Source organism: Fischerella sp. JS2 (genome assembly GCF_032393985.1).
In the GTDB taxonomy this organism is placed as follows: Bacteria; Cyanobacteriota; Cyanobacteriia; order Cyanobacteriales; family Nostocaceae; genus Fischerella.
On the sequence record NZ_CP135918.1, the window covers coordinates 6871352 to 6884650 of the forward strand.

The following is a 13299-nucleotide window of genomic DNA, read 5'->3' on the forward strand; positions in this document are numbered from 1 at the left end:
ACATAAACTCTTCCTGCATTGATGTATTATTGACTGCATGAGAAGTGCGATCGCTACAAAGAAATTCACTTCTTGTTCTTCCTGTTGATAAAAAAGTTAATAAATCCTCCATAGTCTCAGCATTTGCTGAGTACCACAGAAATTGTTTCTCTTTACGACTATTAACTAAACCTTCAATCCGCAGTTTCTCCAAGTGATGCGATAGGGTCGAGTTGGGAATTTTGAGTTTCTCCTGAATCTCCCCTACAGTCATCCCGTTTGGATAAGCCGCAAACAGCAACCGCATTATTTCCAGCCGTGGTTCCGACCCTAATGCAGAAAAGATATCTGCATACCGAGCCGTTTCTTCGTTAGCCATATTTCTAGAATAATCGAAATATTATAGATGTCAACACTAATATTTTGCAGGAAGAGGTCTATCGTTTAAGTTTCATGTTTGATCAGCGATCGCTTTAATTATTCGCAACCACGGAATCCCTTTTTGCAAAATTCCTTGGACTGTTTCTAGAAAAATCACACGTTTGTGATTGTTGGTTATCCCTTCGTAAATCCCTCAGGACTAGATCACTCAACTCAAGCGGTCACGGTAGCTATCGCTTCATTCACTTCTTTGGAAGTCAAACCGGAATAGCGATAGCTACCGTAAGACCGCACAGTCAAGAGTGGGCTAGTGATGCGTGGTTAGGCTGAACGCATGGACGGCGATCGCACCGTCCGAGTTGCAAGGTTAGATACCAAGGACAAACGTGTGATTTATCTACACTGACGAGCGTGTTGCATTCGTAGTGCCAGAATATGCTCACAAGGACCTTTATACAGCTTATTTTGCTGATGCCAATTGCAAGTACATTCTGCACAGATTATACGCTCGTCTGGATCAATCGTCAAAGTTGGATTGTAAATTTTTTCTTTGTCTTGAACATTACCTTCTAAGACGAGTATCCCCTCTCGGTCACTCACCTGTGTCACCTGCACAACATTTTGACTCAAAAATCTTGTGGCGCTTTCTTCCCGTTCATTAGCAAAGCGTAACCTTTCCATTGGTAAGGGTTCGCGACTGAGTTCCCTAACGCGATAGACTTTTTTGTTTAAGTCATATATCACACGTCCTGCCTGCGTATAAGCATTTAAAGCACCAAGCACAGCTGTACGACTCAAATGTAAACGCTGGGCCAGACTATCTGCTGTTTCTACCCAGTTTTCCCGCAGTCCATCGAAAATGATTTTCTGTGTCCACTCATCGACATCAGCACGAGGCGCCATTAAATCAAAGTTACCACTACCCGACCAGTCATTGGCAGTCCATCCCGATAAACCAAGGGTAAAAGACATATCACCCAAATCAGCGACGTAGAATGAAGGCATACCCGTACCCAATAAGTGAACAGTAAATTTTGTGGCAATGGGAATCAGACGTTCGAGGATGTGGAGGCGACGACGTCCCCAGGTACGGATGGTTTGAGCTTGAGAACCAGTATAAAGCGATCGCGGACAAACTACTTCAATATCCCACGGTTCAAATACCACACGCACAGGTTCACCAGGTTGAAGATGATAGCACAGACTGCGCGGTCCTTTCTTCTCTTTATGGCGACGTAGAACCAAACATATATTATGAATATCCATCGGGTGTAAATCAAACTGTGTCGCTGGTAAACACATCGCGGAACTGACTTGTAAAAAACCCCTTACCCAGCTATCTGGTAAATCAATTTTGACTTCTTTATAAGCTGCTTCGTTAGTTGTTTGGACTTCAAAACCCGAAGGATCAACTTGCAATTGAGTAGTTTTATAACTGCGGATTTTTTGAAATTCATCATAAAGTGCTGCGGAGTAATCAACATTTGTTGTTCCACAAGCAAATTCACTAATGTTTCTAAATACTTCGTAACTAGCACCAAGACGTCCATAAGTTGATTCATCTACACTGAAGCATTCAAAAAAGACTTCATCGGGATGAACTGTAATTACTGGGTCAAAAACAAAATAAAAATCTAGTTGCTTTTGCCAAACAAACTGACGAAACTTTTCTCTAGCTTGATAATAAGGACGCCATCTTTCGTAACTACGCTGATTTAGCGCAGTCATTTCTGTTTGTAACTGTTTGATTTTGTCAGCGACATCTTGTCGCATAGCTGCAACTAAATCCCAGTCAATTTCATCTTGTTTAGCACGCCATTCTTTATAAGCGGTTTTGTCTTTGGGTTTGTATCGTAAATCAGAAACTACAACATCATGCAAAGCACTAATAGCTTCACGAAAGGCAATATTTTGTTGTAGTTCACCAATGAAGTAAGTAGGCGGACGCTTGGTGTCTGGGGAAAAAGACATCTGGGTGTTACCGCCATTTTCTACTACTGCTGTGTTTCCTTTATATGAGTAGTTAAATTCCATATCTTTTATTATTAATGATTGACTATTTATTTTTGTAACTAGCCCACTTGATAAATGATTGGACGATATTTAGGTTGGGGAATAGGTTTATCCTCAGTGCTAGCTGTCTCCAACCAAGCAGCTTTTGCAACCATTACTTCACGTAATGCTTCTTCTGGCGTTTCACCCCAAGCAGAACAAAATTTCAAGTCTGGAATATCAGCAATATAACCTTCATCTTCTTCGCTGTAGAAAATATTGATGTGATAGTCTTTCATGCTTCATCCTCCAAACTAAGATTATACTGCTCGACTATTGATAGGAATTGACGGACTGGATACGGTACTGCTTTTCCATTCCTATTTTGAATGTTAATAATTTCTGGGACTTCTGGATGATTATATATGATGACTACCGTTGATTCGTGACAGACTAAACCCAAAGGCTTCAATCAGTGTCACTAGTTCCGTAAACTGGATATTCTTTGAGCCTGATAAAACTTTTTCCAACAGCTTACGCTTTTTCATTAAGTTATATCAAAATTATTTCCTTATTTTTGATACTGTTTTTACCTGAATTGGCAAAGATATTTCTGGATAAATTTTGTGAATTTTCAACATAATTTGCATTGCTGCTGCCTTATCTCCTATTGCCATTGTTGCCGATTGCCGAGCCATAATTTCTGCTACTATTTTGGCAGCGGCTTCGCTTTTTTGGGCTTCAGCTTCTAAAAAGGCAAATATTCGCTTCTTAGCTATGCTACCGCGATTGACTCGACACAAGACACTAATAAAAAAGGGCATTAATTCTTGCAATCTTTCAGGATTGTTGGCAGCATACTTTTCCAGATAGTTGGTAGCGAATAACTGCATATCTGCCGATGGATGTTCGCTAAATTTCAAGAGATATTCTTCACCATTTTCTGTTTGAAAGTTACGGGTTAATAAATCACGCCCAAGTCTACGCGCTTCTTCTCGCACGCTATCACAAATACTTACCAAAACTTGAGGTGTAAATTCGTTGCTGCTGAATTCTGTTGTAAATATCTTGAAGGCGAAATCTCGGGAATCTTGCCATTTCGCTTCTAGTATCCGCACTGCTGCTAACATTTCTTGGGAATCTACACGCAGACGATTTAAGATTTGTAAAAACATCTGTTGTGCTGCTTCCCGTACTGATAAAATCTCGTGGTTGGCAAGTTTGGCGATTTCAGAAGTCGAAAATTCTGCCAACCAATTTTGGTAATTTGCACTTAGTATAAAACCACCCAATTCTTGGGCTGCTGAAGATTGGGCTTGAAGTAATTTTAAAGCTGTGTCTTTGCTGATGTTTGACATCCATCCCTGCAAATCTTCTCTTAGCAGACGCACTAAATAACTGTGAACGCTTTCATGTTGTTCTGGTATGAGCAGAATTTCGATCAAATCAGATGCAATTTGCATTGCAAAAGCAGGATAGGCACTGGCTAAACGACGGATGATTGGTTGGATAGCGTTGCGGATTTCTGCATTTGCATTCACCGCCATCGCCACTATTAAAGTTCTTTCTTCACCTATGAGTTTCTTGTCTGGCAATTGTCCAAATAATCTAATACCGAGAACTCGCAATGATTCGTAAGGTGATGCTAAAAGTGATTCTATGATTTCTGGCGGTAAGTTTTCGACTCTAGTTTCATGATTGAGTAGAATACGAGCAGCTAGTTCTTGAATTTCCAAGATTGGATGTGCTAGAAGATCATTAATTACATTCAAGCCTAAGTTCCGCAATTGGGGTGCAAAGCTTACTAGTAAGGTTTCGCAAATATCTTTGACTAACTCAGTTGCAGATTCTGGTGTAAATGCTAATAACTCAGCAATAATGCAGCCGATGATGGTTTTGGATGTGCGATCGCTTAAAATTGATGATGCCAACAGTCTACGCGCAAAAGCACGAGTATCGCTTTGTTGACTAATAACTAGCGTTGTGATGAAGTTACTATCTTCTAAAAAGAACTCGCGTTGTTGTTCGATCCATTGGTAAGCTTGAGTACGAGCCTGTTCAGACAGACAATTAACTAAAGCCAGAATTAATTCTTTGTTGGGTGAAGCACAATTGTAGTTCAGTTGTGCAAGTTCAAAACCAAACTGCGCTGTCACTTCGTAAGGTTTATTAACCAGCCCAATGATGGTATCTATATTAATAGAACTCACAAAGCGATCGCACACTCTCAAAGCTTTAACGGCAAAATGATCAACAGGGCGACATTTACTTTGCAAGAGTAACTGTAACAGTGCTTGGGGGTGTTGTTCCCAAAGTTGAGGAAATGCTTCTTCTCTTGTAGTTGGTTCTGCATCCCCTGGTTTATAATTTTCCCGACAGCGCCAGGCTTTGGAATTAGGTTTTAATTCGTAACGGGGACTATTTTCGTAGAGAATATGGTTAAAGGTTAAATAACCAGCGTAGGCATCCCACCATTTATGGTTGTATTCTATCTTTGTCCAGCTTGCGTTTAAGTATTCCCAGCGATGAGAAGCCGATTGCCAAACTCTTTGGGCATCCTGGTCTGAATACTGGAGTAAAATGTCTACAGCCATGTTTACATACTGAGAGTCTCCCTCCTCACCCAATTGTTTGAGAGTCCGCCACACCCGCCGTCGCAAATATTCACGAGTTTTATCGCTGTAGGCACGATTAGAGTCAGGGCTGTTGAGATAATCTTGTCTTTTAATATAGCTTCTGGTGGCAGAGTCCCATTTATACATTTGCCACCATTGGCGACGAAACATATGTCGTTCTTTTTCTAAGCGATAAGCAAAGATACCAAATACTTCACTATCATGGCGGTATTCTGCCATTTTGAAGATGTGACGCAGACGTTGGAAGTAGTTTGGTTTCAAAGGTGCTTTGCGTAAGATTTCAATTAAAGCTGGACGCACGTACTGGTTATCGATTTGATATATTCTGTCAAGTACTGCAAAACCTTTATAGTCACTGCGTTGGAGATAGGCGCGGAGTTCGGTGGCAAATGCTGCTGCTGAACCATTTTGTGCTAGCTTTTGCAATTCTGGCGGGAGAAAATCTATCATCTGTGTCTGCAAAGCCGCTTTGGTTTGTGCATCTGCAAGCTTGAGGAGTGCTTCAAAAGCGATGCGACTGACAAATTCTGGACTGGAAGCACTTTGATAAAGTGTGATGAGTGCGGGAATCGCATTTTGATCGCCACAGTAACCCAAGGTCCAGGCAATGCAATAATCTCTCATGGGTGCGCCTGTACCAATCAGTTTTAGTAGCAAAGGCGCAGCTTCACTAATTTTCAGTTCTCCTGCCCGCCATATTACCCGCTCTAACTTCCATTTGCGGGGTTGGTTGTTTACAAGATGGTTGAGAATTACTTGTTTTTTAGCATCTTTACTGGGAGGAGGCGTTGTCTCAACTGAGGTAGCACTACTTGGGGTGGCGGAGACTTCACGATATCCCTTTTTCGTCTTTTCCCCTACCAGCTTGTCAAATTCTCGCTGTGCTGTTTCTAAAGGTACAGCCTGAGTGGTTTTTGTACCTTCTTTCAGGTTATTGCCACGGCGTCCGTAGCGAAAGTTGACTAAATATCGCCCTGCATCTATTTGGCACAGATCCACTTCGTAAATTTTATCGGATGTCCCTTCTTGATAGTGTAGGGTTGTACGTTTGATTAGTTTCATACCCATTTCACCACAGCTGATGACTCTCTATTGTGGCTTGATTTATACAGAGTTGCCATAGGGTGAGTGTTTACAGTTGCCATCGCACCTACGGAATCTGGGCTATATATTACCTAATTGAATGCACAGAATTTTTGTATCCTAGTTTTACTCCTTGGGCTGGGGAATTAGCAACCTCGGACGCTGGGGCGAAGATAGTAACTCATACCACAACTGCTCATAACGCTTAACCATGACATCAACAGTAAAATTATGCAGTGCTACCTCTCGCCCACGCTGACCAAAGCGCAAACGAAGTGCTGGATTGTCTCGCAACTTTTGTAGGGCCACAACAAGCCCTGTAAAATCATTCTTGTTGATTAAGAACCCTGTTTCGCCATCAATCACTGCTTCCGCAACACTACCCACACAAGTAGCAACCACAGGTAGCCTTGCTAGCATTGCTTCTACAATTGCTAGGGGAAAACCTTCGGATCTAGAAGGCATGGCAAAAATATCAAATTGCGCTAGATGATCTTGAGGATTATCTACCCACCCAGGAAGAGAAATGCGATCGCTTACTCCTAAGTCATCTGCTAGTTTTTTCAGTGCTGTACGTTGCCCACCTTCGCCTAAGATAACTACTTGTACTCCTTCTAGTTGTGCAATTGCTTGCAGCAACAGATCGTGACCCTTCATGGCATCAAGCCTACCAATGCTACCAATAACTAAATGCTTTCTACGGCTAGGAGATACAACAGATGCGGAATGATTATTCGGCACACAATTGGGGATGGAAATTAATGTACCACGACCGAGGGCGTAAAAGTCCTCCATTTGTCTGGCGCTTGCCTCACCTACTGCTACATGGGCATCTACTCGCAGCGACAGCACCCGAGTACGCCATAGCTTGATCGCATCTGTAGTACGTAGTGGTAGTTGGTCAACACGCACCACCCGTACTTTGGGTAAAGTAAGTGCAGTAAATATACCCGTAGCACACTGCCAAGGGGTGCAGGTATTGATGTGTACAATGTCGGGAGAAAGATAATGTAGCACTTGTAAATGTGCTATCAGGGATTTCACTCCAACCCCAGGCAATACCACTCGCTTTACTTGTGGTCTTTTAGCAGCTATTGTATCTACAACCAATTGGCAAGTCCCAACCACCATTACATCAATTTCACTAGACACATTTGTCACCAAGTGTCCAAGGCTAATTTCTGCTCCTCCAATCCCAGCAGAGTCTGTATATGTTACAACCCGCATACTCAAATTATTTGTTGGTTGTTGGTTGTTGATGGGTACAGACGCGATGTTCCTCGCGTCTGTACATTAGTAGTGAGTGGTGAGTCAGCAACGGGAACGCAGGGGGTTCCTCCCCCAACCCCAAAGGGGACCCCGAGCCCCCATAAGCGACTGACGAACCCGTAGACGCGCAAGCGTCTTCTCACAAAAGTAGGGTTAGTAGTTGTTCACTGCTCCACCCTTACCTTAAGCTTATGAGCGCACGGCAGATGACGCCACGTGCTTTATGCCGGGAGAAGAGTCCACCGCACTGCCTCGTCTACACACTCCTCACACCCTCTTCCTAAATTTTGAATTTTGAATTTTGAATTTTGAATTGTTTTCTCCCCACCTCCCCTATCCCCCTCTCGCAGGAATGCTAAATTTCCGCAGCAGTAAAGCCAAACGAATTTGTACCGCATCATCAAAGCGACGGGGGTTAAGCCCGGTTAACAAGTTAACCTTATCTAATCGATAACTCAAAGTATTTCTGTGGATAGAAAGCCGATTTGCTGTAGAAGAGGGACAGCAGTCTTCAGCAAAGAAAGTATCAAGGGTAGCAAGCAATTCTGGTTCATAGTTAAGGGGACTGAGCAAATAGGCAGCTAATTCTATTTTTGTTTGCTCATCCCCAACACCGACAAAGGCAGCAATTCCCAATCCATCTAAACAATGTACTTGGTTGCGATCGCCAAAACGACAGCCAAGGGACAAAGCAGCCCGTGCATCTTCATATGATTGGGCAAGTCCCCGAATCCCTGGGTGATAGCGACCAATCCCAATATTGAGGGACATACCTGTTTCATCCTGCAAGTAAGTCAATAAGGCTCTAGCTGCTCGCTTCAAAGCTGTGAGATTTGCCCAAGAAGAACTACACTGCTCTGGTATATCTCCGTGATTTGCCCAACTACCCAAGTTTTTTGTATCACTTGCCTTCAAGACAGCTACTTCACCATTACCAATATAGGCACAAATTGTGTCTTTAGGAAGATGGAAAAAGCTTACAACACTACGAATAACTTGATTTGCCCATCGTCTTATTTCTATCTCAATTTTTTCCGGCTGAATCTGATGGAAAAGGTCATTTTTGCTTATGGAATCAGCAGCACTAATTAGAATAACTGCACGGGGCGGAGTCAAATCTATTCCTAAAAGTTTGCTATGACGAATAACTGTAGTTTCTTCATGAATAAAGCCATGAAGTAGGTCGTAGATAAACTTATCCTTTAACTGGTGTTGATTAAGCAATGTATCAATAACTGTAGTTTGACTAATGACAAGTTCTACTAGTTCCTGCACCAGCCGGGAAGAAATTACTTCGCCATTGTGCGGTTTGCAAACAATGACTTCACCAACTTGTGTATTAAATGATAAGGGTACTCGCAAGTAGTTAAAAGCAATATCTTTATAGATATAGTTGAAAGAAGACTTAATTAACTTAGGGTTGCTACTAGCAATCACAAAAGCATCTTGGTCTAAGACAAAAACTTCGGCACACAATAGCTGAGCTATACGTTCTGCAACCATTGTGGCTACTTGCTCAAATTGTGTAGTGGTGTTCAATAAGGTTTTCATTTAATGAAACTCAAGGTTACTGTCAAATTAACTCATTACCAAAATGGCTACATGTTTTAGGTATAAAAAATGCCAAAACTATAACAGTAATCTTTGACATAAGTTGCAGGAAAATATTTGTAAAATAAAGCTATGAACAGCTAACTAGACTTTAGATAGAAAAGCATCTTTCTTAAGTTGTAAATGCATTTAGTAATTTTGGTAACAAAATTAACCATAGGGATTTTGTCAACAAATAACGTTCACAGAAGGTTTTTAGTTTCCTCTATTAAAGGGTACAGGGGAGTCAGTGCGACCTTAGAGGGAACCTCCGTTGTAGCACAAGCGCGTGTATAAGAACGAAGTATAATTACAGTCTCAGTAAAAGATAGATGAAATAACCACACGTTTCTCTAAGAAGAAACTTAAGCTTACTTATGAAACTTCGATAACGAGTTGTTGGTGTTGCAGATGGATATGCATCCATTCCTAAGTCTTCTGCCATCAATACTGCTCGTTTTAAATGCAAGGGATCACTAACAATGAGAAACTTGGATAAATGCTGAGACAATGCAATTTTCTTTGCGTACATGAGGTTCTGGTGAGTGTTTTGAGAAGTAGTTTCGGTTAAGATATTTGCTTTTTTGACCCCATGTGCCATTGCATAGCGTTTGCCAACAATTGCCTCGGCGATTTCTTTGTTTTTGCCAATTCCACCTGTAAAAATGATATTGTGAACCTTACCACGTTTGTAGAGATTAATTGCATGGTTAATTCTTTCTCGAAAAACTGGTGAAGGTTTTTCTCCCCACACTTCTGCTCCTAAAACAATAGCTGCATCAGCACTAGTAACCTTGGTTTTGCTGCTGTAAACATAGATGCTTAATGCAATTGTCACGAGTATTGGCAGAACTCCAGGCATAAGACTAAGTAAAACGATCGCTATACATGGCTTTTTAATTTTGTCACTCATGAACATAATTCGTTAACTGAAATCTTCTGCTGTCTGTCCTTTACCCTTTTTATAGTCGGGAACAGGGAATAGGGAACTCTTAACAGGAAAAATTCCACTTTCATGCTTGGCAGTGAGACTTGTTTCATTGGGACTGCCCTCTGCCTTCTTCAATTATCCCTATTTTATGCAACGCCTTTATATTCACTCTTTGAGGTGATGCTTGTCATCCTGCTTTCAGGTGACTCTGCTGACGCAGTTATGTCCTACCTTAAGCCTACACCTATCAAAGTTGGTGTGGCGAAGTACTAGTAGATTAGACTGAATATCTTGATATAGCAACGTATAAATTTAATTTGCTAATCAAAGAGTAAAGACGGCAAGAGCAAAAATGCAATTTATTAACTCTGAGTCTGAGGAAGAAGACGAAGAAGACGAAGAAGTATTAGAAAATACTAGCAAATATAAAAATCAATCTTTTTCTACAGGAAAACACAGTCATGAGCACAGTTATAATGGACACAACCAATGTGATAACATGGACTGTGATAGCAGTTTACAAGACTGTAGTTCGTGTCCTGAGATTAGCTGTTACTTTGCCAATACTATTAGTGATTTAGGGAATTGCAATTGTAATTTGCCTGAGTGCGGTTCTTTTGATTGTAGCGGGGCTGATTGTGGTTCTCTCGATTGCGGTAGCTGTGGTAACTAGGACAAGCAAGCAGGAAGTTATAAAAATCGTTTTGTATAAATTTTAATTTACTTTCTTATGTAGTTATTGATTTCATCCTAGTCTAGATAATTAAAATTTTTACATTCATAAAAGTGTTTCACTTTTATGATATATATGAAATACACAAACCCTATCAAACAACCGTAGATTAGTTGTAGAGGTTCCTAGCAGTGGGCATAGTAGTTGAAAACGTATCTAAGCAGTTTGGCAGTTTCCAAGCGGTTGATCGGGTGAGTCTGGAAATTAAAAGTGGCTCTCTGGTCGCTTTATTGGGGCCATCAGGTTCTGGTAAATCAACATTGCTAAGGCTCATCGCTGGTTTGGAAATGCCAGATAGTGGGAAAATAATTTTGACTGGCAAAGATGCCACCAATCAAAGTGTGCAGGAACGCAATATTGGGTTTGTGTTTCAGCATTATGCATTATTTAAGCACATGACAGTGCGGCAAAATGTTGCTTTTGGTATGGAGATTCGCAAGTTGCCAAAAGCAAAGGTGAAAGCGCGGGTAGAACAATTATTAGAATTGGTACAGCTGAGTGGACTAGGCGATCGCTATCCATCGCAACTATCAGGTGGACAACGCCAAAGGGTAGCCTTAGCTAGAGCGCTAGCAGCAGAACCGAATGTATTATTATTAGATGAACCTTTTGGAGCGCTGGATGCTAAAGTCCGTAAAGACCTACGCGCTTGGTTGCGGCGCTTGCATGATGAGGTACATGTCACAACTGTTTTCGTTACCCACGACCAAGAAGAAGCGATGGAAGTTTCTGATGAAATCGTGGTGATGAATAAAGGACGTGTAGAACAAGTTGGAACACCTGCGGAGATTTACGATCATCCCGCGACAGCATTTGTGATGAGTTTTATCGGGCCTGTAAACGTATTGCCGAGTACTTCAAATATTTTCCAAAATAATGGTTTTGATTCGGCACATCCAGAAATGTTCCTGCGTCCCCAAGATGTAATTATCGAAACTTCCCCTAACGGTACTACCGTAGCTGCAAGGGTAAGCCGCTTAATACATCTAGGTTGGGAAATTCAAGCAGAATTGACTTTAGATGATGGACAAGTGGTAACAGCACATTTGACACGCGATCGCTTTGATGAATTGAATTTGGAACCACAGCAAAAAGTGTATGTGAAGCCGAAGGATGCTAGGTCCTTTCCGCTTTATTATTCGATTTGAAGAAGAAAGGCAGAAGGCACACAGAGGTTAGAAGGTTGAGAACAAGAATTCTGACAGAAATTCAGTATAGGTAAATAACTGTCACTAAGCAGGTATACTTGTTTACTTTTTTATTTCCTCCTTCTTTTATCTTCTGCCTTGAAAGTAACCTCACAAGAACAGCCCCTTCACCCCTAATCCCCACTCCCTTAGGGGAGTGGGGCCCCCGAGTTCCCCAGAGGGGACCCCCCTTTCCCCTCTGTTGCGAGTTCACCAGAGGAGTGTCCGATAGGACGGAGTAAGGTTTTTTCATACTTAGTGATGAAATTTTTTTCATTGGGACTGCCTTTTTAATAAATCTTCTGCCCTTTTTCTTTGGTCAACTTGACTTTACTTGCAGCTGTTGTGGCTTTTTCCCGTGCTTGTTGAATATTGCTGCCTTTTGCTAAAGCAACTCCCATGCGACGATAAGGATGAGCAGTTGGTTTGCCAAATAGTCTGATGTCAACATCTTTTTCTGATAAAGCCTCAGCTACACCTGTATAAGCGATCGCATCTAATTTTTCTGAAGCTAAAATCACCGCACTTGCCGCAGGTCCTAACTGCTCTATCTGAGGAATTGGTAAGCCTAAAATTGCTCGTAGATGCAGTTCAAACTCATTCAAATTTTGCGAAATTAATGTTACCATTCCCGTATCATGCGGTCTAGGTGAAAGTTCTGAAAAGATTACCTCGTCTTTAGTAATAAAAAATTCCACACCAAAAATTCCCGCACCCCCTAAAGCATCAGTAACTTTTTTGGCTATTTCCTGTGCTTGTGCTGTCATCTGTTCAGAAATTCCTGCTGGTTGCCAAGATTCTTGATAATCTCCTCTTTCTTGCCGATGACCGATAGGAGAACAGAAAATTGTGGGTGCATTCCATTGTTTAATGGTAAGTAAAGTAATCTCAATTTCAAAATTAATAAATTCTTCTACGATTACCTTTTGAGTATCGCCTCTAGAACCTGCGATCGCACAATTCCACGCTTTTTCTACTTCCGCTTTTTCTTTGACAACTGACTGACCTTTACCAGAAGAAGACATTACAGGTTTGATCACATTGGGAAAACCAATTTCATCAGATATAGCAATTAACTCTTCTAGGGTAGAAGCATAACCATATTTTGCAGTTCTGATGCCTAATTCTTGGTGTGCCAGTTCCCGGATGCGATCGCGATTCATCGTATAGTTCGTTGCTGCTGCGGTGGGGATAACTGTAATTCCCCTTGCTTCAAATTCCAGTAACTTTTCTGTTCTAATTGCTTCAATTTCCGGTATGATGAAATCTGGTTGATATTTATCAACTATTCTTTCCAAATCATCAGCACTTAACATCGAAATTACTTCTGCACAATCAGCAACTTGCATTGCTGGGGCATTGTCGTAGCGGTCAACAGCAATGACATAATTGCCAAGACGCCCAGCAGCAATTACAAATTCTTTTCCTAGTTCTCCAGAACCTAGCAACATTAATTTTTGTGGCAGTTTTATCGAATTATTTATAAATTTATTCATCATCTATCTCTACATAGTCCAC

Annotated in this window: 9 protein-coding genes and 1 pseudogene; 2 read left to right on the forward strand and 8 right to left on the reverse strand. The window is 41.3% G+C overall.

Annotation, left to right across the window (positions count from 1 at the left end; translation table 11 throughout):
• Nucleotides 1–109: 109 nt before the first annotated feature.
• The 7 genes and pseudogenes from RS893_RS29455 to RS893_RS29485 all read right to left on the reverse strand — a co-directional run.
• Nucleotides 110–358 (reverse strand): annotated as a pseudogene (locus RS893_RS29455) (ArsR/SmtB family transcription factor); the annotation flags it as partial.
• Nucleotides 359–753: 395 nt separating this feature from the next.
• Nucleotides 754–2394 carry an SWIM zinc finger family protein gene (locus RS893_RS29460; protein ID WP_315789096.1) on the reverse strand — a complete coding sequence of 547 codons (1641 nt, stop codon included), beginning with the start codon at nucleotides 2392–2394 and terminating at the stop codon, nucleotides 754–756.
• A 38-nt stretch (nucleotides 2395–2432) separates the two neighbouring features.
• On the reverse strand, nucleotides 2433–2651 hold the full coding sequence (locus RS893_RS29465) for a type II toxin-antitoxin system HicB family antitoxin (RefSeq protein ID WP_315789097.1): 219 nt from the start codon (nucleotides 2649–2651) through the stop codon (nucleotides 2433–2435).
• A gap of 264 nt (nucleotides 2652–2915) precedes the next feature.
• Nucleotides 2916–6050: a WGR domain-containing protein gene (locus RS893_RS29470; protein WP_315789098.1), complete on the reverse strand. Its 3135-nt coding sequence runs from the start codon at nucleotides 6048–6050 to the stop codon at nucleotides 2916–2918.
• A gap of 147 nt (nucleotides 6051–6197) precedes the next feature.
• Nucleotides 6198–7298, reverse strand: a complete 1101-nt coding sequence (locus RS893_RS29475) for a glycosyltransferase (protein ID WP_315789099.1) — start codon at nucleotides 7296–7298, stop codon at nucleotides 6198–6200.
• 375 nt (nucleotides 7299–7673) lie between these two features.
• Nucleotides 7674–8891, reverse strand: coding sequence for a PucR family transcriptional regulator (locus RS893_RS29480; RefSeq protein ID WP_315789100.1), 1218 nt, complete (start codon nucleotides 8889–8891; stop codon nucleotides 7674–7676).
• Between the two features lie 349 nt (nucleotides 8892–9240).
• Nucleotides 9241–9843, reverse strand: coding sequence for a YdcF family protein (locus RS893_RS29485; protein WP_315789101.1), 603 nt, complete (start codon nucleotides 9841–9843; stop codon nucleotides 9241–9243).
• 370 nt (nucleotides 9844–10213) lie between these two features.
• Between RS893_RS29485 and RS893_RS29490 the strand changes: the two genes are divergently transcribed.
• Nucleotides 10214–10534 (forward strand): hypothetical protein, encoded by a 321-nt coding sequence (locus RS893_RS29490; protein WP_315789102.1) that lies wholly within the window; start codon nucleotides 10214–10216, stop codon nucleotides 10532–10534.
• Nucleotides 10535–10725: 191 nt separating this feature from the next.
• Complete coding sequence (locus RS893_RS29495; RefSeq protein ID WP_315789103.1) at nucleotides 10726–11742, forward strand: sulfate/molybdate ABC transporter ATP-binding protein; 1017 nt, start codon at nucleotides 10726–10728, stop codon at nucleotides 11740–11742.
• Between the two features lie 329 nt (nucleotides 11743–12071).
• On the opposite strand, the gene purT is transcribed toward RS893_RS29495, so the two are convergent.
• The gene (purT, locus tag RS893_RS29500) at nucleotides 12072–13265 is read right to left on the reverse strand and encodes a formate-dependent phosphoribosylglycinamide formyltransferase (protein WP_315792137.1); all 1194 of its coding nucleotides are present in this window, start codon (nucleotides 13263–13265) and stop codon (nucleotides 12072–12074) included.
• Between the last annotated feature and the right edge of the window lie 34 nt (nucleotides 13266–13299).